The following is a 21,465-nucleotide window of genomic DNA, read 5'->3' as shown; positions in this document are numbered from 1 at the left end:
CGCTGGCGTTGTTGCGCTTGCATGTACTGGCGCAGCAACTGATTGATGCGGGTCTGTTAGCCGCTGCCCTGCTCCTTGAACCAGGCGAGGACATCTGAGTCCAGTCGAATGGTCACCGTCTGCTTGGCGGGAACGTGCAGCTCGGCCTGGCGGAAAAAGTCCTGGTCCAGTTCAGGGATATCTGATGTATCGATATCCTTGTCGTCCTGTCGGGCCAGGCGGCTCCAGTCAGTTCTCGATGATTTGGTCATAGTACCTGGCCTCCCGTTTGGTGGCTTTTCTTGCAGAAATGATGCGTAACACCTCACCCCGCCTCTCCGTGTACACGACGACACCTATCAGCGCCTTTAGCCATTCAAAGAACATGGGACGACCTGTATTTACAGCTGTACATACAACACCCCCTCTTTTCTTTCGAGACTAGAGCGACGTAGCGTGCTGCTCAACAGCGCTGGAGGGACACGGGAACGTTTCAGAAACGGACTACCACCACCAAAGAAATCTTCCATCGGTCGCAAGCCCTGAACTTCCCTGCACCCACAGCCCTCCACCGGGCATCACCACCGCCGGAGGTTGGAAGGATGAAACCGCTACTGCCCATAGCCTGTGCCACTGCCCTGCTCTGCGCCCTGCCCGCTTGGGCATGCACACCTGAAGAAGCAACGCAGAAACGTGAGGAGCTGGCCGGGCTGGTTACTCAGTTGACTGAGCAGAACCCGCAAAAGGCCAAGGAGATCAATGATGAGCTTCAGGGGATGGATCTGGGGACGGCGAGCAAGGACTTGCCCGACAAGTGTCAGCTGATCGACCAGCGGATCAAGGAGTTGAAACAGGCAGAGAAAAAAGCGGAGTGATCGTTCGTCGCCTGCGCACGCCCTTCGCAGATGCGAGTTTGCGTCGCTTCTGCAAAGGGCCGGCGTGAGTCTTATTCAGCAGCAGGCTTGCGCTTCTTCAGCGGTGCCAGGCCGTCAGCACTGGCCAGAGGCGCGTTGGCCTTCGGCTTGGCAGTAGGCTTGCGCTTGGCTGCGGCTTTCTTGTCGCCGGTCTTCTTCTCGACCTTTTTCTTCTTGCTACCGGCCGCCTTGCCCGAGGCCTTGACCTTCTTCGGCCCGTTGTAGGTGCCCTTCACTTCCTTGATGACCCGGCGCTCGAACTGCTGCTTGAGGTAGCGCTCGATGCTCGACATCAGGTTCCAGTCGTTGTGGGTGATCAGCGAGATCGCCAGGCCTTCGCCACCGGCACGGCCGGTACGGCCCACACGGTGGACGTACTCGTCACCGCTGCGTGGCATGTCGAAGTTGATCACCAGGTCCAGGCCGTCGATATCCAGGCCACGGGCTGCCACGTCGGTCGCCACCAGCACTTTGGAGCTGCCCTGCTTGAAGCGCTCGATGGCCAGCTTGCGGTCCTTCTGGTCCTTTTCGCCATGCAGCACGAAGGCCTTCACGTCCTTGGCCACCAGGTGACCGTAGATGCGGTCGGCCATGGCGCGGGTGTTGGTGAAGATGATCGCCTTGTCGAAGGTTTCGTTGGCCAGCAACCACTGCGCGATCTGCTCTTTATGCTGGTCGTGGTCGGCGGTAATGATCTGCTGGCGGGTGCCTTCAGCCAGTTGCGAGACACTGTTGAGCATCAGGTGTTCAGGGTCTTTCAGCACCTTGCCGATGATGTCGCGCAGGGCCGCGCCACCGGTGGTAGCCGAGAACAGCAAGGTCTGCTCGCGGTTTTCGCACTCTTTGCACAGGCGCTCCATGTCTTCGGCAAAGCCCATGTCGAGCATGCGGTCGGCTTCGTCCAGGATCAGGACCTGCACGTGGGACAGGTCGAGGTTGCCGGCATTGAGCTGCTCGAGCAGGCGACCCGGGGTGCCGATCAGCACGTCAGGCACCTTGCGCAGCATGGCGGCCTGTTCCTTGAAGTCTTCGCCGCCAGTAACCAGGCCCGACTTGATGTAGGTGAACTGCGAGAACAGCTGCACCTGCTTGAGGGTTTGCTGGGCCAGTTCACGGGTCGGCAGCAGGATCAACGCGCGAATCTCGACACGCGGACCGCTGAGGTCGACCAGACGGTTGAGCAGTGGCAGTACGAAGGCCGCCGTCTTGCCGCTGCCGGTCTGTGCAGTCACACGCAGATCCCGCCCTTGCAGGGCCAGGGGGATGGCCGCGGCCTGCACCGGGGTTGGCTCGACAAATTTAAGCTCGGCCACGGCTTTAAGCAGGCGTTCATGCAGGGCGAATTGGGAGAACACGGAGGTAACCTCAGACAAGTGCGGGAAATTCAGTTGCATAGGGTAACGTTTTCTGCCGCCTTAGCCGAATTTCTTTTGGCAACTTTGTCGCTATCCGCGCTCTAATACGGCTTCGTTTCGCAACAAGACTGTACGCAAGCCCATGGATATCCAACGAATCTGGCGTGACTCCCTCGACCTGTGGGGCACCCTCGACCAACATCCCATGCTGCACGCCGCCATCGGTCTGGCGGTACTGCTGCTCATCTCCCTGGTAGTCGGCCGCCTGGCGCGCTTCCTGATACTGCACGGCGCGCGCCTGCTGGCCCGCCAGCCTGCGCTGAAGTGGCTGGACGACTTGCGCCACAACAAGGTGTTCCACCGCCTGGCGCAAACAACCCCGTCCCTGGTGCTGCAATTCGGCCTGAAGCTGGTGCCTGAGCTGTCCGACACCGCCCAGCACTTCCTCGGCAATGTCGCCCTGGCCTTCACCCTGCTGTTCATGACCATGGCGCTGTCATGCCTGCTGGATGCCCTGCTCGACATCTATGCCCGTACCGAACATGCCCGCACCCGCTCGATCAAAGGCTACGTGCAACTGGCCAAGATGATGTTGTGGATCTTCGCCTCGATCATCATCGTCGCCACCCTGATCGACCGCTCGCCGCTGTTGCTGCTGTCCGGCCTGGGTGCGATGTCGGCGGTGCTGCTGTTGGTGTACAAGGACACCCTGCTGTCGTTCGTCGCCAGCGTGCAGTTGACCAGCAACGACATGCTGCATGTGGGTGACTGGATCGAAATGCCGCAGGTAGGCGCCGACGGCGACGTGGTGGACATCACCTTGCACACGGTGAAAGTGCAGAACTTCGACAAGACCATCGTCTCCATCCCCACCTGGCGCCTGATGAGCGAGTCGTTCCGCAACTACCGTGGCATGCAGCAGTCCGGTGGCCGGCGCATCAAGCGCAGCCTATTCATCGACGCCGCCGGCGTGCGCTTCCTCACCCGCGAAGAAGAACAGCGCCTGAGCCAAGTGCAGCTACTGAGTGACTACCTGGCAGGCAAGCGCCAGGAACTGCAAAACTGGAACGAGGCGCTGGGGCCGGTGGCGGACCTGTCAGCCAACCGCCGCAAGCTGACCAACATCGGCACCTTCCGCGCGTTTGCCCTGGCCTATTTGAAGAACCACCCCAATATTCATCCGAACATGACCTGCATGGTGCGGCAGATGCAGACCACCGCCGAAGGCGTACCGCTGGAAATCTACTGCTTCACCACCACCACGGTGTGGGCGGATTACGAACGGATTCAGGGGGATATCTTCGACTATCTGCTGGCGGTGTTGCCAGAGTTCGGCTTGAGCCTGTATCAGCAGCCGAGTGGCAATGATATGCGCGTGGGGTTGGCCGGGCGCACGGCGGCAGAGCCGATGCCGCGTCGCATTGAAGATATGAGCGAGGCTTGAGATTACCGGGGCTGCCCTGCAGCCCCGGATCAACGGGCGCGTCAGGCCTTGCCGGCCAGCGGTGCTTGCGCGCGACCACCCAGGCGGCTCAGCCACACCGACGCCAGGATGATCCCCCCGCCGATGAACAGCCGCCCTAGCGGCTCGTGCTGGTTCCAGATCAACAGGTTCAGCAGCAGCCCTACCGGCACATGCAGGTTGTTCATCACCGCCAGCGTACCGCCAGAAACCAGGCATGCACCTTTGTTCCACCAGTACAGCCCCAGCGCCGTCGGACACAGCCCCAGGAACAACAGCACCAGCCATTGCACGTCAGTGCTCGGCAGGTGCTGAGTGTTGCCGAACAGCAAGAAAGCCGGCAGCACCACCAGCAACGCGCCGAGGTAAAAGTACCCAAAGCGCGCGTAGTGTGGCAGGTCGCTGGGATGGCGAGCGACCAGGTGACGGTACAGCACCTGGCCAGCGGCGTAGGTAAAGTTGGCCAGTTGCAGCAGCAGGAAGCCGATGAAGAACTCGCCGCTGATGCTGTCGAAGCGGATCACGGCAGCACCGGCCACGGCGACCAGCGCGGCCACCAGCGCCCAAGCGTTGAAGCGCCGGTTCAGGGCATCTTCGATCAAGGTCACGTGTAGCGGCGTGAGGATCGTGAACAGCAGCACCTCCGGTACGGTAAGCACGCGGAAACTCAGGTACAGGCAGACGTAGGTGATGCCGTACTGCAACGCGCCAATCAGCAGCATGGAACGCATGAAGCGTGGCTCGACCTGGCGCCAGCGGGTCAGCGGCAGGAACACCAGGCCGGCCAGCAGCACCCTGGCGAGCACTGCGAAATAGCTGTCGACGTGCCCGGCCAGGTACTCGCCGATCAGGCTGAAGGAAAACGCCTGGATCAGCGCGACGATTATCAGGTAGCCCATGGTTGCCTCTCGTGAATCAAGGCCGCGACCTTAGCGGGTTGCAGCGAATGAGTTCAACCATGAGGAATGTAGGGGCTGTACCGGCCTCTTCGCGGGCACGCCCGCTCCCACAGGGACCGCAATGGCCTTTGTAGGAGCGGGTTTACCCGCGAAGAGGCCGACATTGGCGACCTCAAAACCCCAGGGCATAAAAAAGCCCGGCCATACAAGCCGGGCAGGTACACCCAAAGGAGCAAAAACAGGTGTCAGGTTTGGGAATTCGTGAAGCCTCAGGCCACCGCTGCCAACTTGGCCTTGGCTTGGTTGACGCCCTTCTCGTGGAACTCGCCGCTCATGTTCAGGCCTTCGGCATGGATGAAGTCGACATCGTGGATGCCGATGAAAGCCATCACCTGGCGCAGGTACGGTTCCTGGTGGTCACTGCTGGCACCCGCATGGATGCCGCCGCGGGCAGTCAGGACAATGGCGCGCTTGCCGGTCAGCAGGCCTTGCGGGCCGGTCGGGGTGTATTTGAAGGTGATGCCGGCACGCAGCACATGGTCCAGCCAGGCTTTCAGGGTGCTGGGGATGGTGAAGTTGTACATGGGCGCAGCCATCACCAGTACGTCGGCAGCCAACAACTCATCCGTCAGTTCGTTGGAACGGGCCAGGGCCTCCAGTTCGGCGGCGCTGCGCTGTTCTTCGGGCTTCATCCAGCCACCCAGCAGGTTCGCGTCCAGGTGGGGAACCGGGCTTACTGCCAGGTCGCGCACAGTGATCTGATCGGCCGGGTGAGCGGCCTGCCATTGCTGAATGAAGTCCTTGGTCAGCTGACGGGAAACGGAATCCTGCTGGCGGGCGCTGCTTTCGATGATCAGTACGCGGGACATGGGAGTGCCTCCATCGGCAAAAAAGGGTGCGATTCGATGGAGGTGAGATTAAGGCTTGACCTATCGATAAAAAAGCGTAAAAAGTGGGTCCAATCTATCGATTAATCAGTTTATTCCGCGCTGCAGTTCAAGGCGATCCGCAGTTTGATGATTTGCCGATTGAATTTCGCGGTGACATCGACGCTTTTACCTGCCGGTACGTTCACACGGCGCACCCGCGGTGCCTCTGGGCCATTGCGGAAGGTCACCTTGCACGCCGCCGGGACCTGCCCATAGTTGTTGAGGGTGATGGCGCCAATGTCATAGGCCGTGTCATAGGCGGTGTAGTCGAGCTTGACCCCGGTCAGCTCCTTCTCCACATCGATGGGATAAGCCATGGCCCCGAGGGGCAGGCACATCAGTATTGCCGCACAACATTTCTTCATGGGCCGCTCTCCTTGAAAGAGCGCAGCTTAGGACAACAGGAGCGAAAGATGAAAGCGCCGCGCGTAACCCTTGACCAGTGGCGAACCCTGCAAGCAGTGGTCGATCACGGCGGGTTTGCCCAGGCCGCCGAGGCCTTGCACCGCTCGCAGTCATCGGTCAGCTACACCGTGGCCCGCATGCAGGAGCAGCTGGGCGTCCCGCTGTTGCGCATCGATGGCCGCAAGGCGGTGCTGACCGAGGCCGGCAATGTGCTGCTGCGCCGCTCGCGCCACCTGGTCAAGCAGGCCAGCCAGCTCGAAGACCTGGCCCACCACATGGAACAGGGCTGGGAAGCCGAGGTGCGCCTGGTGGTCGATGCCGCCTACCCCAGCGCCCGCCTGGTACGCGCGCTGGCTGCGTTCATGCCACAAAGCCGCGGCTGCCGGGTGCGCCTGCGTGAAGAAGTGCTGTCTGGCGTGGAGGAAGTGATGCACGAAGGCATCGCCGACCTGGCCATCAGCAGCTACAGCATCGGCGGCTACCTGGGCGCCGAATTGAGCGCCGTGGAGTTCATCGCCGTCGCCCACCCCGAACACAGCCTGCACCGCCTGGGACGCGAACTGACCTTCCAGGACCTGGAAAGCCAGCTGCAGGTGGTGATCCGCGACTCCGGCCGCGCCCAACCGCGCGACGTCGGCTGGCTGGGCGCCGAGCAGCGCTGGACCGTCGGCAGCCTGGGCACCGCCGCCACCTTCGTCAGCAGCGGCCTGGGCTTTGCCTGGCTGCCCCGTCACATGATCGAGCGCGAGCTGCGCGAAGGCGTGCTCAAGCCATTGCCGCTGGATCAGGGTGGCAGCCGCCACCCACTGTTCTACCTTTACTCGAGCAAAGAGAAGACCCTGGGCCCGGCCACGCAGATTCTCATCGACCTGCTGCGCAATTTCGACACCGCGCCACTGGACGTGCCCTTCGCAGCCCCCCCACAAGCCTGAGAGGACCGCGCCCATGGCCTATTTCGAACACGAAGGATGCACGCTGCATTACGAGGAATATGGCCAGGGCGAACCCTTGGTGCTGCTGCACGGCCTGGGCTCCAGCTGCCAGGACTGGGAGTTGCAGGTGCCGGTGCTCAGCGGCCACTACCGGGTGATACTCATGGACATCCGCGGCCACGGTCGCTCCGACAAACCCGCTGACGGTTACCAGATCGCCACCTTCAGTGCCGACCTGCTGGCCCTGCTCGAACACTTGCACACAGGCCCGGTGCACTTCGTCGGCCTGTCCATGGGCGGCATGGTCGGCTTCCAGTTTGCCGTCGACCACCCTCAATGGTTGCGCAGCCTGTGCATCGTCAACAGCGCCCCCGAGGTCAAGCGTCGCACCCGCAGTGACTGGCTATGGTGGTTCAAGCGCTGGAGCCTGGCGCGCGTGCTCAGTGTCGAAACCGTCGGCAAGGGGCTGGCCGAACGGCTGTTCCCCAAACCACAACAAGCAGACCTGCGGCAGAAGATGGCCCAGCGCTGGGCGCGCAACGACAAACGCGCCTACCTGAAAAGCTTCGACGCCATCGTCGACTGGGGCGTGCAGGAACGCATCGGGCAGATTCACTGTCCTACCCTGGTGATCGCCGCCGACCACGATTACACGCCGATACAACTCAAAGAGCGCTACGTCGCCCTCATACCCAACGCCAGGCTGGTCGTCGTCGACGATTCCCGGCACGCTACACCCCTCGATCAACCCGAGGTCTTCAACCAGACCCTGCTGCAGTTCCTCGCAGCCGCTTCCACCTCTCAAGGATCTTTGAGCCCATGCTGAAAAAACTCCTGCTCACCGCCTGCTCGGTCGCCTTCGCCACCAGTGTCATGGCTTCCGACAAGACCCCGCACGTCCTGCTGGACACCAGCTTCGGCCAGGTCGAAATCGAGCTGAACGCCGAGAAGGCACCGCTCAGTACCAAGAACTTCCTGCAGTACGTGGACAGCGGCTTCTACAACAACACCATCTTCCACCGCGTGATCCCGGGGTTCATGGTCCAGGGCGGCGGTTTCACTGACCAGATGGTGCAGAAGAACACCAACGACCCGATCAAGAACGAGGCCAGCAACGGCCTGCAGAACACCCGCGGCACCCTGTCGATGGCACGCACGTCCAACCCGAACTCGGCCACCAGCCAGTTCTTCATCAACGTCGCCGACAACGACTTCCTCAACCCAGGTCGCGACGCCGGTTATGCCGTGTTCGGCAAAGTGACCAAAGGCATGGAAGTGGTCGATCAGATCGTCAACTCGCCGACCACCATCAAAAAAGGCATGCGCGACGTACCGGCCGATCCGGTCTATATCAAGTCCGCCAAACGTATCGACTGACTGCAGGCTTCACAGGGATGTGAAACCGCCTGAGGGTCGGACGAACAGGAGTGTTGTCGCCCATGCTGTACCGCCGTTTCGAAAGACTGATCGATATTTTCCGCGAGGCACCGAGCGAAGCCCCCCCAAGCACGGTGTGGCCGTTCTATCTGTACTACCTGCGCCAGGTATGGCCTAGTTTTCTTGCACAGCTGGTGGTTGGCCTGTTCGCCTCGCTGATCGAGGTGGCGATGTTCAGCTACCTCAGCCGCATCATCGACCTGGCTCAGGGTACGCCCAATGCCAACTTCTTCAGCGAGCACAGCGGCGAGCTGATCTGGATGCTGGTGGTGGTCCTGCTGTTGCGGCCAGTGTTCTTCGGCCTGCATGACCTGCTGGTGCACCAGACCATCAACCCTGGCATGACCAGCCTGATCCGCTGGCAGAACCATACCTACGTGCTCAAGCAGAGCCTGAACTTCTTCCAGAGCGACTTTGCCGGGCGCATTGCCCAACGCATCATGCAGACCGGCAACTCGCTGCGCGACTCCGCCGTACAGGCCGTGGACGCGCTATGGCATGTGCTGATCTACGCCATTACGTCGCTGGTGTTGTTTGCCGAGGCCGACTGGCGCCTGATGCTGCCGCTGCTGTTGTGGATCATCGGCTACATCGCCGCGCTCTGCTACTTCGTGCCGAGGGTGAAGGAACGCTCGGTAATTTCTTCCGACGCCCGCTCCAAGCTCATGGGGCGTATCGTCGATGGCTACACCAACATCGCCACCCTAAAGCTGTTCGCCCACACCGACTACGAACAGCAATACGCTCGCGAAGCAATCCGCGAACAAACCGAGAAAACCCAGCTGGCCTCGCGGGTGGTCACCAGCATGGACGTGGTCATCACCACGCTCAATGGCCTGCTGGTGGTCACTACCACCGGCCTTGCCCTGTGGCTGTGGAGCCAGTCGCTGATCACCGTTGGCGCCATCGCCCTGGCCACTGGCCTGGTGATCCGCATCGTCAACATGTCAGGCTGGATCATGTGGGTGGTCAACGGCATTTTCGAGAACATCGGCATGGTGCAGGACGGCCTGCAGACCATCGCCCAGCCGGTCACCGTCACCGACCCGCCCAATGCGCCGGCACTGAAGGTCAGCCGCGGCGCGGTGCGTTTCGATGACGTCGACTTCCATTACGGCAAGGCCACCAATGTCATAGAAGGGCTCAACCTGGACATCCGCCCGGGCGAGAAAATCGGTTTGATCGGCCCGTCCGGGGCAGGCAAGTCGACCCTGGTCAACCTGCTGTTGCGCCTGTACGACGTGCAGGGTGGGCGCATCCTCATCGACGGCCAGGACATTGCCAAGGTGAGCCAGGCCAGCCTGCGTGCACAGATCGGCATGATCACCCAGGATACCTCGCTGCTGCACCGTTCGATCCGCGACAACTTGCTGTATGGTCGCCCAGATGCCAGCGAGGCGGAGTTGATCGAAGCCGTGCGCCGTGCCCGCGCCGACGAGTTCATCCCGCAACTGTCGGATGCCCAGGGGCGTACCGGCTTCGATGCCCATGTGGGGGAGCGCGGGGTCAAGTTGTCGGGCGGTCAGCGTCAGCGTATCGCCATTGCCCGGGTCCTGTTGAAGAATGCGCCGATCCTGATCATGGACGAGGCCACCTCAGCGCTGGACTCGGAGGTGGAGGCTGCCATCCAGGAAAGCCTGGAGACGCTGATGCAGGGCAAGACGGTGATTGCCATCGCCCACCGGCTTTCCACCATTGCCCGTATGGACCGGTTGGTAGTGCTGGACAAGGGACGAATTGCCGAAAGTGGCAGCCACAGTGAGTTGCTGGAGCAGCAAGGGCTGTATGCCCGGTTGTGGCACCACCAGACCGGGGGCTTTGTCGGGGTCGATTGACGCTTGCACCGGCCTCTTCGCGGGCTCGCCCGCTCCCACAGGATCACCACAGGCCTCAGAACTGTGCAATACCTGTGGGAGCGGGCAAGCCCGCGAAAAGGCCGGCACAGGCAACACAAAACGCTCAGTCCCGGCGGTAGGGCAACATCCCCCGCGCCTCTTCGGCATACCCCTTGACCCCTTCCCGTTCCTGCAGCAGAAAATCCTCCACCGCCCGCCGCAACCCCGGGTGCAGCAGGTAATGCCACGACCGCGTCAACACCGGCTCGAAACCGCGAATCAACTTGTGCTCCCCCTGCGCCCCGGCATCGAAACGCTGGTAACCCTCGGCAATGGCAAAGTCCATGCCCTGGTAGAAACACGTCTCGAAATGCAGCCGATCGAACTCATCCAGGCAGCCCCAATAGCGGCCAAACAGGCTGTCGCCGCCCACCAGGCTCAGGGCCATCGCCACATCACGCCCGCCCTGGCGGGCCATTACCACGCGCACCGCCTCGGGCATGCGTTCGGCCAGCAGGCTGAAGAACTCACGGGTCAGGTAAGGTGCCCGGCGGCGCACCGCATAGGTGTTGGCATAGCACAGAAAGACGAAATCCCACTGTGCCTCGTCCAGTTCATCACCGCGGTACCAGCGGAAGTCGATACCCTGCCCCGCCACCTGCTCGCGCTCCTTGCGCATCTGCTTGCGCTTGCGCGAGCTGAGGCTGTCGAGAAAGTCCTGGAAGTCGCGATACCCCCGGTTTTGCCAGTGAAACTGGCAGCCCAGGCGTTCCATCCACCCAGGCAGGCCCGCCAACTGCGCGTCCAGCGCCGGGTCGGTGAAATTGATATGCGCTCCGGAAAGCCCACCCTTGCCCAGATACTCCGGCAGGGCCTGCAGCATCAACAAACCGTCAGCCGGATCGGCCGCCAGCAGCCGTGGGCCGCTGACCGGGCTGAACGGTACAGCGCCAAGCAGTTTTGGGTAGTAGGCGATACCGGCCCGCTCACAAGCATCGGCCCAACCATGATCGAACACATACTCGCCAAATGAGTGCCACTTGCGGTACGCGGGCAACAGCGCCCGTACCTGTCCGTCACGCTCCAGCACCAGGTGCTCGGCGGCCCAGCCCGTGTTGCGCGCCACGCTGCCGCTGTCCTCCATTGCACTGAGAAAAGCATGGCGCAGGAAGGGTTGGCCGGCTGGCACAAGGGCATCCCAGGTGGCCGTCGAAAGATCACGCAGGTGGGCAAGGCTGTACAGGCTGGTCACGTTTTCGGCTCGCTGTCTGAAGACCGTCAGTATCCCCAAGGAAGGCCCGTCGCTCAAATGACGAACGCCGGGTGGGTCCTTCAATACTCAATTACTTAACAACAGTGCCACTAATCAGACATTAATCTGTCATTGGCCCCCGCAATACTTGCGCCTGTTTTCCGGAACCCTAGAACCTGTCTATTCAGGCCCTTTCCGAAGACATGCCAACGCAGGGGCAGGCGCTTGAGCCTCCCCCATTTTTTTCAGTAGGGAGAACCTTATGCGTCTTGTTTCCACACTTACCGGAGTAAGCCTCACCGGCATGATGCTGGCCCTGAGTGCCCCGGCCAGTGCTGCTGTCGACGCCAAGCTGCTCGAAATGCTCCGCGCCAATGGCTCGATCAACCAGGCGCAGTACAACGAACTGCAGGGCGACCTGGCAAAAGAAACCAAGGAAAAGGCCGACCAGAAAGCTCAGTCCGAACGCATGAGCTCCTTTGAACAAAAAGTGGCATGGGCCGCCAAGACCCAGATCAAGGGTGACGTGCGCCTGCGTTACGAAGACGTCAACGTCGACGATCCGAACAGCAGCAGCGGCAACCAGGACCGCCAGCGGGTACGTGCCCGTGTCGGTTTCTACAGCGAGATCAACCCGCAGGTCGACGCTGGGGTCCGTATCGCCACTGGCAGCAGCGCTGACCGACGTTCGACCAACCAGAGCTTCGACAACTACTTCGACAAGAAGTCGCTGTGGGTCGACCTGGCCTACCTCGACTGGCACCCGACTGCAGTCCCTAACCTGCACCTGATTGGCGGCAAGATGCAACAGCCTTGGGTGAGCATGGGCGACATCATCTGGGATAGCGACATCAACCCGGAAGGTGTGGCGGCCACTTACAAGGCTGACCTGGGCGGGGCCGAAGTGTTTGCCAGCGCCGGTCAGTACACCTTGAAGGACAACGTCGATGGTGACGGCGTCCAGTACAAGCACGATGCGCAGGTCTACCACGGCCAGTTGGGTGCCAAGTTCGCGCCGGCCGACGTGCTCAAGCTCACCGTGGGTGCCAGCATCTATGGTTACGACAACGACAAGGAAGCAGCCATCCTGCAGTCGTTCGGCAACACCACCAACGAGTTCAATCTGGTGGAAGGCTTTGGCCAGATCGACTTCACTGGCTTGGCCATTCCGTTGTCGGCCTATGGCCAGTACGTGAAGAACACCGACAGCACCGACGGGGAAGATCAGGCCTGGCTGGCTGGCCTGAAAACCAAAATGGGTGCCTGGAGCCTGGACTACAACTACCGCGATGTGCAGCGTAACGCGGTGGTCAGCCTGTTCACCGATTCGGACTTCGGCAACGGCTACACCGGTTCGCGTGGTCACAAGTTCAAGGTCGGTTACGAAATCGACAAGAACTTCTCCCTGGGTGCTGCCTACCTGATGGCCAAGACCGACCTGTCGCAGCTGCCGAACAGCAATGCTGACGTAGATACCCTGCAGGTTGATCTGGAAGCCAAGTTCTAAGCGACACCCTGCTCTGCTTCACCTGAAGCGGGAAACGCCGACCCCATCCGGCGTTTCCCGCTTCTTTTTGCCTGTGTGAAATGCGCCGGCCCCTTCGCGGGCTTGCCCGCTCCCACAGAATCACCACAGACCTTGAGAACTGTGCTGTACCTGTGGGAGCGGGCAAGCCCGCGAAGAGGCCGTAACAGGCGCCTGATGAATCAGCGCTTGCGCAGAATCACGCTACCAATCGAATACCCCGCACCAAACGAGCTCAACACGCCCAACGAGCCCTTGGCCAGGTCATCCTGGTACAGGTGGAAGGCAATCACCGACCCCGCCGAGCTGGTATTGGCGTAACGGTCCAGAATCACCGGTGCCTCTTCCTCGGCCACTTCACGCCCCAACAGTTTCTTGACGATCAGCTGATTCATGCTGAGGTTGGCCTGGTGCAGCCAGAAGCGCTTCACGTCGCCCGGTTGCAACCCGTTCTCCTGCAGGTGCTCACCGATCAGCTCGGCCACCTTCGGGCACACCTCGCGGAACACCTTGCGGCCTTCCTGGATGAACAGCTTGTCCGCAGCGCCTTCGCCCTCTTCCGCCGCACGGTTGAGGAAGCCGAAGTTGTTGCGGATGTTGTTGGAGAACTCAGTCCAGAGCTTGCTGCTGACGATGTCGAACTGGTGCGCCGAAGTGGCCTGGTCGGCACGCTCCAGCAACACGGCGGTGGCGGCATCGCCAAAAATGAAATGGCTGTCGCGGTCACGGAAGTTGAGGTGGCCGGTGCACACTTCGGGGTTGACCATCAGCACCGCCCGCGCCTGGCCCAGCGCTACGCTGTTGGCGGCGGTCTGTATGCCGAAGGTGGCCGACGAGCAGGCCACGTTCATGTCGAAGGCAAAGCCCTGGACACCCAGTGCCTGTTGCACTTCGATGGCGATCGCCGGGTAAGGGCGCTGCAAGTTGGAGCAGGCGACGATCACCCCGTCGACATCAGCCGCCGTCCGGCCTGCGCGCTCCAGGGCCTGGCGGGCAGCGGCCACGGCCATTTCACACAGCACCGACGGTTCATCGTTGCTACGCTCGGGCAGGCGCGGCTTCATGCGCTGCGGGTCGAGGATACCGGCCTTGTCCATGACAAAGCGGCTCTTGATGCCCGAGGCCTTTTCGATAAACGCCGCGTCGGAGAGCGGCGCCGCCTCGACTTCACCGCGCTCGATGGCGGCAGCGTTGTCCTGGTTGAACTGCTGCGACCAGGCATTGAAGGAAGCCACCAGCTCTTCGTTGGAAATGCTCTGGGCCGGGGTGTACAGGCCGGTGCCGCTGATCACGACGTTATGCACGGTCGTTCCTCTGGTCAAAGGCCATCGCCACAGGGCGCTGGCTGGAAACATGACAGGTTAATGGCACTTTAGTGCCAATTCAGGGGCATACGTTTACCCCCGCGCGGCGGGCTTATCCGCCAAGGGCCGCAAAGCGGCCCCAAACGCCCCAAAGTTTGCCACAAATAATGGAGGTTAGCCTTCCACCTGACTCCATTGTTTGCTCAATCGCTTGTCAGAAATCGGCACCTTGGTCCCCAACTGCTGGGCAAACAGCGACACTCGATATTCTTCCAGCCACCAGCGGTACACGGTCAGTTGCTCATCGCGCTTGCCTTCCTGGGCATGCTTGTCGGCACGGGCCTTGTACTGCGCCCACAAATTGGCCAGCTCGCCGCTCCACACCCGGTCCTTCTGTACTTGCGAGCCGAGTTTCTCGAGGCGCAATTCAACCGCCTTGAGGTAACGCGGCAACTCCTTGAACCACACCCCAGGCGTTTCGCGTACGAAGCCCGGGTACACCAGGTTGCCTAGCTGCTGCTTGATGTCGTTCAGTGCCACCGCTTGGCTCAGGTCGATCTTGCCCTTGAAGCGTTTCTGCAGACCATGCCACAGCTTCAGCACTTCCAGGGTCTGCCTTGCCAGGCGCTCGGCATGCTCGGCCCAGCTGCCGCGCTTGCGTTCAGCCAGCGCGGCCAAGGCCGCGCCATCACGTGGCAACGGTTGTTCGCCTTCAAGGATGCAACTGTCCAGGCTGGCCAGCAGAATGTCTTCGACCAGCGCTTCTACCCGCCCCATTTCACGGTACAGCAGGCCCAGCTCGGTCAGCCCCGGCAGCTTGCCGCGCAGGAACTTGGCCGGCTCGGCCAGTTGCTGCAGCAACAGCCGTTGCAAGGCGCGGCGGTGCTGAAACTCGGCTTCGGCCTGGGTCGAGAAACGCCCTTCACGCACAGTGCCGTTGTCTTCCACCAGTGCCGGGTACACGGTCATCGACAGGCCGGCGATCTTCTGCTGGGCGGTCTGCTTCACTTCGCTGAAGGCCTTGGCCTGCACCGGCTGCTCACCCTTGGCGTCACGCGGCACGGCCAGGGCAGCCTGGCTGGCGGCAGCAAAGCGCGCGGTCAGTTCCGCCAGGTCGCGGCCTTCGCCAAGGAACTTGCCCTGGCCATCGACCACTTCGATGTTCATGCGCAGGTGGCCCTCGACCTGGTTGACCGACTCGTCCCAGGCCTCGTCCGACACACGTGCACCGGTCATGCGCAGCAGTTCCTGGCCCAGGGCCTGAGGCAGCGCCCCTTGGCCGAAGGTCATGCGTGCCAGCGAAGCCTTGACGAAGTCTGGCACCGGGACAAAGTTCTTGCGCAGGGCCTTGGGCAGGTTGCGCACCAGCGCCACGCACTTGGCCTCCAGCAGGCCCGGCACCAGCCACTCCAGGCGCTCGCCCGGCAGGCTCGGCAACAGCGGTGCCGGCACCCGCACCGTCACACCATCACGGGGGTGGCCGGGCTCGAAGTGGTAGCTCAGCGGCAGGCGCAGATCGCCCACCTGCATACTGTCGGGGTACTGTGCGGCGGTCACTTCGCTGGCCTCGCGGGCCAGCACGTCCTCCTCGCGCATGATCAGCAGGTTGGCGTCCTTCTGGCTGCCCATGCGGTACCAACTGTCAAAGGTCGCCGTCTGGTGGATTTCCGCCGGCAGGCGTGCTTCGTAGAAAGCGTACAGCGTTTCTTCGTCAGCCAGGATGTCACGCCGGCGAGCCTTGGCTTCCAGCTCGTCCAGCTCTTCAAGCAGGCGTTTGTTGGCCGCCAGGCACTTGGCCCGCGACTGGATTTCGCCACCCACCAGGCCTTCACGGATAAACAGCTCGCGCGAGGTCGCCGGGTCGATCGGGCCGTAGTGCACCGGCCGACGGCCGACCAGGATCAGCCCGTAGAGCGTGATCTGCTCGTAGGCCACCACCTGCCCGCGCTTCTTCTCCCAGTGCGGCTCGAAATGGTTTTTCTTGATCAGGTGGCCGGCCAGCGGCTCGATCCAGTCCGGCTCGATCTTGGCCACCATGCGCGCATACAGCTTGGTGGTTTCGACCAGCTCGGCAGCCATGACCCACTGCGGGCGCTTGCGTCCCAGGCCCGACGATGGATGCACCCAGAAGCGCCGCTGGCGGGCGCCCTGGTAGTCGCCCTCTTCTGTCTTCTGGCCAATCTGGCTGAGCAGCCCGCTGAGGATTGCCTTGTGCATCTTCTGGTAATCGGTCGGTTCCTTGTTCACCGTCAGCTGCAGGTCACGGCAAATCAGCGCCAACTGACGATGAGCATCGCGCCACTCGCGCAGCCGCAAGTAGTTCAGGAACTGCTTGCGGCACCAGTTGCGCAGCGGGTTGGCAGTCAGCGCCTGGCGTTGTTCCTCGAAGCCGCGCCACAGGTTGACCAGCGCAGCGAAGTCCGAGTCCACGTCCTTCCACTGTGCGTGCGCCTGATCGGCGGCCTGCTGGCGTTCTGGAGGGCGTTCACGCGGGTCCTGCACCGACAGCGCGCTGGTGACGATCAGCACTTCCTGCAGGCTGCCCAGGCGCGCGCCTTCAAGCAGCATGCGGCCCAGCCGCGGGTCGATCGGCAAACGCGCCAGCTGGCGGCCAATTGGCGTCAGCTGGTTCTCGCGGTTAACCGCCGAAAGCTCCTGCAACAGGTTGAAGCCGTCGCTGATGGCTTTGCCATCCGGCGGCTCGATGAACGGGAAGGCATCGATTGCGCCCAGGCGCAGGTGCAACATCTGCAGGATCACCGCCGCCAGGTTGGTGCGCAGAATCTCCGGGTCGGTAAACGCTGGCCGGCTGTTGAAGTCCTCTTCGCTGTAGAGACGCACGCAAATGCCCGGCTCGACCCGGCCGCAACGGCCTTTACGCTGGTTGGCACTGGCCTGTGACACGGCCTCGATCGGCAGGCGCTGGACCTTGGCGCGGTAGCTGTAGCGGCTGATGCGCGCAGTACCGGTGTCAATCACATAGCGGATGCCAGGCACGGTCAGCGAGGTTTCGGCGACGTTGGTGGCCAGCACCACGCGGCGCCCGGTGTGCGGTTGGAAGATACGCTGCTGCTCGGCCGGCGACAGGCGCGCGTACAGCGGCAAAATCTCGGTATGGCGCAGTTGCGCCTTGCGCAGAATCTCGGCGGCATCACGGATTTCCCGCTCGCCCGGCAGGAAGATCAGCACATCGCCCGGGCCCTTGCCCTCGCTGCGTTCGTGCTGCGCCAGCTCGTCGAGGGTGGCAAGGATGGCCTGATCGACGGTGAGGTCGTCCTCGATCTGGTTGCCCTCTTCGTCCTGCTCGCTGGTCAGCGGGCGGTACCAGGTGTCCACCGGGAAGGTGCGCCCGGACACCTCGATGATCGGCGCACCGTCGAAGTGCCTGGAGAAGCGCTCCAGGTCGATGGTGGCCGAGGTGATGATCAGTTTCAGGTCCGGTCGGCGATGCAGCAACGTTTTCAGGTAGCCGAGCAGGAAGTCGATGTTCAGGCTGCGCTCGTGCGCTTCGTCGACGATGATCGTGTCATAGCGTTCAAGGAAGCGGTCGTGCTGGGTTTCGGCCAGGAGGATGCCGTCGGTCATCAGCTTGACCAAGGTATTGGAATCGCTCTGGTCTTCGAAACGCACCTGGTAGCCGACCAGCGCGCCCAAGGGCGTGCCCAGCTCTTCGGCGACTCGCGCGGCCACGCTACGCGCTGCGATCCTGCGTGGCTGGGTATGGGCGATCAACCCATGGCTGCCACGGCCAAGCTCAAGGCAGATCTTCGGCAGCTGGGTCGTCTTGCCAGAGCCGGTTTCGCCGGCGATCACCAACACCTGGTTTTCGGCCAAGGCCTTCTTGATTTCGTCACGCTTGGCGGCGATGGGCAGGTTGTCGTCGTAGCGTACGGTCGGCACGCTCTGCTGACGCGCGGTGACCTGAGCGCAGGAGGCCTGGACCTTCTCCACCCACTGCGCCAGTTTCGCCTCGTCGGGGCGCTTGCGCAGTTCGTGCAGTTGCCGGCGCAGGCGATGGCGGTCGGCAATCATGGCGTGGTCGAGGTTTTGCAGCAGTTTGTCGATGGCGTGGTCAGTCATGGGGCTTTTTAGTGATGCAGGTGAGCCTGCTTTTTCATGATCGGCATTCGGAAAGTCGGGCGATTGTCGCAGATTTGCGGATTCTCTGCTGCCTGCACGCTCCCACATTGACCGTGATGCTTTCAGCACGAATGTTTAGCCAAGTGCGATGTAAAGGTTGCCATTCACTGCTTTAATCAACCTTACGCCGCATGTGAGTATCAAAGGCATGACTCCCGCCCAGCCCATCGCCCCACCGTCGTCCCGCCCTTCGCTGCCGAAGGCCCGGAGCCGTGCCGGGGAAAATCCGCTGGTCCACATCATCCTCGCCTTCTGGGCCTTGTGGCACTGCCGTCACGCGCGCCCACCGGACACCTCGCTCACGCCATTGTGACCAAACCCGGCCAGCGTCTGGCCGTTTGACTCAACCGGGCCGCCTGCTTGCGCGGTGGCCCTGCGCGTCTATGAGCGAATTGATCATGCACTTTGCCCCTGTAGAGCAGGCTACCCGTTTTCTGGCCGACAACCCCGATATCGAGCTGTTCGAACTGTTCATCCTCGACGCCAACGGTGTACCACGCGGCAAGCTGTTGCACCGCGAGGAACTGCTGGCCGTGTACCAGACAGGCCGGCCACTACCCAGCACCATCCTTGGCCTGACCCTCAATGGCGACGACGTGGAAAACTCCGGCCTGGTGTGGGACGTCGGCGATATCGACTGCCGTGCCTACCCGCTTGACGGCAGCCTGGTGCGCCTGCCCTGGCGCCGGGTGCCAACCGCTGCAGTGCAGGTGAGCATGCACCCCAGCGAGGGGCTGCCGGCCAGCATCGCTGACCCACGCCATGTGCTGCTGCGCACCATCGAAGCGCTGAAGGCTGACGGTTATCACCCGGTGATGGCCTGCGAGCTGGAGTTCTACCTGCTTGACCAGCAGCGTGATGCCCAAGGCCGCCCACAACCGGCACTGGACAACGATGGCGGCCGCCCCCGCAGCACCCAGGTCTATGGCCTGCGCGAACTGGAGCAGATCGAACCGTTCCTCGCCGACCTGTACGCTGCCTGCAAGGCCCAAGGCATCCCGGCGCGCACGGCCATTTCCGAGTACGCCCCGGGCCAGGTGGAAATCACCCTGGAGCATGGCGATGCGCTGCAGGCGATGGACCAGGCGGTGCGCTACAAGCGCCTGGTAAAAGGTGTGGCCCATGCCCACGGCATGCAGGCCTGCTTCATGGCCAAGCCATTCGCCCAACTGGCCGGCACCGGCATGCACATGCACCTGAGCCTGGCCGACAGCGCCGGCAACAACCTGTTCGCCAGCGAAGACAAGGCCGGCACCCCGCTGCTGCGCCAGGCCGTGGCCGGCATGCTGCGCCACCTGCGCGACTCGCTGCTGCTGTTCTGCCCCAACGCCAACTCCTTCCGCCGCTTCCAGGCCAACAGCTATGCGCCCCTGGCACCAACCTGGGGCGTGGACAACCGCACCGTGAGCCTGCGCGTGCCAGGTGGCCCGGCCAACAGTCGGCATGTGGAGCACCGCATCTGTGGCGCGGATGCCAACCCTTACCTGGCTGCTGCGGCGATCCTTGCTGCCAGCCACTGGGGCATCCGCGAACAGCTTGACCCAGGCGCGCCCGTTGAAGGCAACGGCTATGCCCAGGCCACCGAACACCTGCCCACTGACTGGCTGACCGCACTCGACGCCCTGCAACATTCCGATTGGGCCCGTGAAGCATTGGGCGAAGACTTCCTTGGCGTGTACCTGAAGGTCAAGCGCGCCGAGTACCGCCAGTTCATGGCTGAAGTCAGCGAACAGGACTGGCGCTGGTACCTGCACCAGGCCTGAGCCCCTACAAAACAAGGAACACCCATGAACGCAGCATTGAACAACGGCCCGGCGCAGCGCGCGCCGTCCTACTACAGCGCCACCCTCAACGACCAAACTGCGTACCCGCAACTCAAGGGCACGGTGCAGGTGGATGTGGCGATCATCGGCGGTGGCTTTACGGGCGTGGCCACGGCGGTTGAACTGGCCGAGCGCGGCCTGAAGGTCGCCATCGTCGAAACCAACCGTATCGGCTGGGGCGCCAGCGGTCGCAACGGCGGCCAGGTCACCGGCAGCCTGTCGGGCGACGAGGCCATGCGCTCGCAGATGCGCAACCACCTGGGCGCCGAAGTTGACGACTTCATCTGGCACTTGCGCTGGCGCGGGCACCAGGTGATCGAGCAGCGCGTGGCGCGCTATGGCATCGATTGCGACCTCAAGCGTGGCCACCTGCATGCAGCCATGAAGCCTTCGCACATGAACGAACTGCGTGCGTTCGAGGCCGAAGCACAGCGCCGCGGCATGGGCGAGCAGGTGCAACTGCTCGATCGCGCTGCAGTGGCCGAGCATCTGCAAAGCCCGCTTTATCTGGGTGCGTTGAAGAACCTGCGCAACCTGCACCTGCACCCACTCAACCTGTGCCTGGGCGAAGCCCGTGCCGCACATGGCCTGGGTGCACTGATATTCGAAAATTCCGAAGTGCTGGACATCGTCCATGGCCCGCGCCCGGCGGTGGTTACCGCGCATGGCCGGGTGGAGGCACGCCAGGTGATGTTGGCCGGCGATGTGTATCACAAGCTGGAAAAGCGCCAGCTCAAGGGCAAGATCTTCCCGGCCATGGGCGGTATCGTCACCACCGCGCCGCTGGGTGAACTGGCCGAGCAGATCAACCCGCAGGACCTGGCGGTGTACGACTGCCGCTTCGTCCTCGACTACTACCGCCTGACGGCCGACAAGCGCCTGCTGTTCGGCGGCGGCGCCAACTACTCAGGCAAGGATTCACGCGACATCGAAGGCGAATTGCGCCCCTGCATCGAACGCACCTTCCCGGCATTGAAGGGGGTGCCGATCGAGTTCCAGTGGAGCTGCGCCATGGGCATCGTGGTCAACCGCATCCCGCAGCTGGGCAAGCTGTCGGACAACGTGTGGTACTGCCAGGGTTACTCGGGGCATGGCATCGCCACCAGCCACATCATGGGTGAGATCATGGCCGAAGCGTTGACCGGGACGCTGGAGAAATTCGACACCTTCGCCCAGTGCAAGCATGTGCGGGTGCCGATGGGGGACTTGCTGGGGAACCCGCTGCTGGCGGCGGGGATGTGGTATTACCAGATGCTCGAGAAGCTGCGCTGAGT

Annotated in this window: 17 protein-coding genes and 1 pseudogene; 9 read left to right on the top strand and 9 right to left on the bottom strand. The window is 62.5% G+C overall.

Translation table 11 applies throughout. The features are described 5' to 3' along the window. Positions 1 to 56: 56 nt before the first annotated feature. Together N5D53_RS17385 and N5D53_RS17380 are read right to left on the bottom strand one after the other, a co-directional pair. A complete protein-coding gene (locus N5D53_RS17385; RefSeq protein WP_190869612.1) occupies positions 57 to 251 on the bottom strand; it encodes a BrnA antitoxin family protein in 195 nt (64 codons plus the stop codon). Continuing rightward, a pseudogene (locus N5D53_RS17380) lies at positions 229 to 354 on the bottom strand (BrnT family toxin); the annotation flags it as partial. The pseudogene N5D53_RS17380 and the gene N5D53_RS17385, both read right to left, overlap by 23 nt. 227 nt (positions 355 to 581) lie before the next feature. Between N5D53_RS17380 and N5D53_RS17375 the strand changes: the two are divergent. Further along, a complete protein-coding gene (locus N5D53_RS17375) occupies positions 582 to 854 on the top strand; it encodes a hypothetical protein (protein ID WP_012051554.1) in 273 nt (90 codons plus the stop codon). 71 nt (positions 855 to 925) lie between these two features. Here the strand turns inward: N5D53_RS17375 and N5D53_RS17370 are convergent, their stop codons facing one another. Then, entirely contained in the window at positions 926 to 2,287 is a 1,362-nt protein-coding gene (locus N5D53_RS17370) for a DEAD/DEAH box helicase (protein ID WP_012051553.1), read from the bottom strand. 103 nt (positions 2,288 to 2,390) lie between these two features. Between N5D53_RS17370 and N5D53_RS17365 the strand changes: the two genes are divergently transcribed. After that, positions 2,391 to 3,692, top strand: coding sequence for a mechanosensitive ion channel family protein (locus tag N5D53_RS17365; RefSeq protein WP_190869613.1), 1,302 nt, complete (start codon positions 2,391 to 2,393; stop codon positions 3,690 to 3,692). A 41-nt stretch (positions 3,693 to 3,733) separates the two neighbouring features. Here N5D53_RS17365 and N5D53_RS17360 read toward each other — a convergent pair whose 3' ends face one another. The 3 genes from N5D53_RS17360 to N5D53_RS17350 form a co-directional block, all read right to left on the bottom strand. Further along, on the bottom strand, positions 3,734 to 4,609 hold the full coding sequence (locus N5D53_RS17360) for a carboxylate/amino acid/amine transporter (protein WP_003254607.1): 876 nt from the start codon (positions 4,607 to 4,609) through the stop codon (positions 3,734 to 3,736). Between the two features lie 269 nt (positions 4,610 to 4,878). Beyond that, positions 4,879 to 5,478 carry an FMN-dependent NADH-azoreductase gene (locus N5D53_RS17355; RefSeq protein WP_003254608.1) on the bottom strand — a complete coding sequence of 200 codons (600 nt, stop codon included), beginning with the start codon at positions 5,476 to 5,478 and terminating at the stop codon, positions 4,879 to 4,881. A 110-nt stretch (positions 5,479 to 5,588) separates the two neighbouring features. Next, positions 5,589 to 5,903, bottom strand: coding sequence for a hypothetical protein (locus N5D53_RS17350; protein ID WP_012051530.1), 315 nt, complete (start codon positions 5,901 to 5,903; stop codon positions 5,589 to 5,591). Positions 5,904 to 5,951: 48 nt separating this feature from the next. Here N5D53_RS17350 and N5D53_RS17345 point away from each other — a divergent pair, with 48 nt between their 5' ends. The 4 genes from N5D53_RS17345 (at position 5,952) to N5D53_RS17330 (ending at position 10,147) form a co-directional block, all read left to right on the top strand. Then, positions 5,952 to 6,875 (top strand): LysR family transcriptional regulator, encoded by a 924-nt coding sequence (locus tag N5D53_RS17345; RefSeq protein ID WP_003254610.1) that lies wholly within the window; start codon positions 5,952 to 5,954, stop codon positions 6,873 to 6,875. 13 nt (positions 6,876 to 6,888) lie between these two features. Continuing rightward, the gene (locus tag N5D53_RS17340) at positions 6,889 to 7,701 is read left to right on the top strand and encodes an alpha/beta hydrolase (protein WP_020191623.1); all 813 of its coding nucleotides are present in this window, start codon (positions 6,889 to 6,891) and stop codon (positions 7,699 to 7,701) included. Continuing rightward, a complete protein-coding gene (locus N5D53_RS17335) occupies positions 7,695 to 8,252 on the top strand; it encodes a peptidylprolyl isomerase A (RefSeq protein WP_010955216.1) in 558 nt (185 codons plus the stop codon). Before N5D53_RS17340 ends, N5D53_RS17335 begins: the two co-directional genes overlap by 7 nt. A 62-nt stretch (positions 8,253 to 8,314) precedes the next feature. Beyond that, a complete protein-coding gene (locus N5D53_RS17330) occupies positions 8,315 to 10,147 on the top strand; it encodes an ABC transporter ATP-binding protein (RefSeq protein WP_279840560.1) in 1,833 nt (610 codons plus the stop codon). Between the two features lie 124 nt (positions 10,148 to 10,271). On the opposite strand, the gene N5D53_RS17325 is transcribed toward N5D53_RS17330, so the two are convergent. Beyond that, positions 10,272 to 11,399, bottom strand: a complete 1,128-nt coding sequence (locus tag N5D53_RS17325; RefSeq protein ID WP_129932890.1) for a GNAT family N-acetyltransferase — start codon at positions 11,397 to 11,399, stop codon at positions 10,272 to 10,274. A 262-nt stretch (positions 11,400 to 11,661) separates the two neighbouring features. On the opposite strand from N5D53_RS17325, the gene N5D53_RS17320 reads away from it, so the two are divergent. Continuing rightward, the gene (locus N5D53_RS17320) at positions 11,662 to 12,906 is read left to right on the top strand and encodes a putative porin (protein WP_003254615.1); all 1,245 of its coding nucleotides are present in this window, start codon (positions 11,662 to 11,664) and stop codon (positions 12,904 to 12,906) included. A gap of 200 nt (positions 12,907 to 13,106) precedes the next feature. Here N5D53_RS17320 and N5D53_RS17315 read toward each other — a convergent pair whose 3' ends face one another. Then, on the bottom strand, positions 13,107 to 14,228 hold the full coding sequence (locus N5D53_RS17315) for a beta-ketoacyl-ACP synthase III (RefSeq protein ID WP_049587008.1): 1,122 nt from the start codon (positions 14,226 to 14,228) through the stop codon (positions 13,107 to 13,109). Positions 14,229 to 14,402: 174 nt separating this feature from the next. Continuing rightward, on the bottom strand, positions 14,403 to 18,308 hold the full coding sequence (hrpA, locus tag N5D53_RS17310; RefSeq protein WP_014590059.1) for an ATP-dependent RNA helicase HrpA: 3,906 nt from the start codon (positions 18,306 to 18,308) through the stop codon (positions 14,403 to 14,405). Between the two features lie 458 nt (positions 18,309 to 18,766). Between hrpA and N5D53_RS17305 the strand changes: the two genes are divergently transcribed. Further along, on the top strand, positions 18,767 to 20,131 hold the full coding sequence (locus tag N5D53_RS17305) for a glutamine synthetase family protein (protein ID WP_010955221.1): 1,365 nt from the start codon (positions 18,767 to 18,769) through the stop codon (positions 20,129 to 20,131). Between the two features lie 24 nt (positions 20,132 to 20,155). After that, entirely contained in the window at positions 20,156 to 21,463 is a 1,308-nt protein-coding gene (locus N5D53_RS17300; RefSeq protein ID WP_104961004.1) for an FAD-binding oxidoreductase, read from the top strand. Positions 21,464 to 21,465: the final 2 nt, after the last annotated feature.

Origin of the sequence: Pseudomonas sp. GD03862 (genome assembly GCF_029840855.1) — a bacterium.
Lineage (GTDB): Bacteria > Pseudomonadota > Gammaproteobacteria > Pseudomonadales > Pseudomonadaceae > Aquipseudomonas > Aquipseudomonas alloputida.
The sequence above is the reverse complement of the archived record's forward strand: the minus strand, read 5'-3'. Positions and strand labels throughout refer to the sequence as shown.

Coding starts and splice junctions, on each gene's coding strand:
- N5D53_RS17385 (WP_190869612.1), bottom strand. CDS start 251: ATGACCAAATCATCGAGAACTGACTGGAGCCGCCTGGCCCGACAGGAC.
- N5D53_RS17375 (WP_012051554.1), top strand. CDS start 582: ATGAAACCGCTACTGCCCATAGCCTGTGCCACTGCCCTGCTCTGCGCC.
- N5D53_RS17370 (WP_012051553.1), bottom strand. CDS start 2,287: ATGCAACTGAATTTCCCGCACTTGTCTGAGGTTACCTCCGTGTTCTCC.
- N5D53_RS17365 (WP_190869613.1), top strand. CDS start 2,391: ATGGATATCCAACGAATCTGGCGTGACTCCCTCGACCTGTGGGGCACC.
- N5D53_RS17360 (WP_003254607.1), bottom strand. CDS start 4,609: ATGGGCTACCTGATAATCGTCGCGCTGATCCAGGCGTTTTCCTTCAGC.
- N5D53_RS17355 (WP_003254608.1), bottom strand. CDS start 5,478: ATGTCCCGCGTACTGATCATCGAAAGCAGCGCCCGCCAGCAGGATTCC.
- N5D53_RS17350 (WP_012051530.1), bottom strand. CDS start 5,903: ATGAAGAAATGTTGTGCGGCAATACTGATGTGCCTGCCCCTCGGGGCC.
- N5D53_RS17345 (WP_003254610.1), top strand. CDS start 5,952: ATGAAAGCGCCGCGCGTAACCCTTGACCAGTGGCGAACCCTGCAAGCA.
- N5D53_RS17340 (WP_020191623.1), top strand. CDS start 6,889: ATGGCCTATTTCGAACACGAAGGATGCACGCTGCATTACGAGGAATAT.
- N5D53_RS17335 (WP_010955216.1), top strand. CDS start 7,695: ATGCTGAAAAAACTCCTGCTCACCGCCTGCTCGGTCGCCTTCGCCACC.
- N5D53_RS17330 (WP_279840560.1), top strand. CDS start 8,315: ATGCTGTACCGCCGTTTCGAAAGACTGATCGATATTTTCCGCGAGGCA.
- N5D53_RS17320 (WP_003254615.1), top strand. CDS start 11,662: ATGCGTCTTGTTTCCACACTTACCGGAGTAAGCCTCACCGGCATGATG.
- hrpA (WP_014590059.1), bottom strand. CDS start 18,308: ATGACTGACCACGCCATCGACAAACTGCTGCAAAACCTCGACCACGCC.
- N5D53_RS17305 (WP_010955221.1), top strand. CDS start 18,767: ATGCACTTTGCCCCTGTAGAGCAGGCTACCCGTTTTCTGGCCGACAAC.
- N5D53_RS17300 (WP_104961004.1), top strand. CDS start 20,156: ATGAACGCAGCATTGAACAACGGCCCGGCGCAGCGCGCGCCGTCCTAC.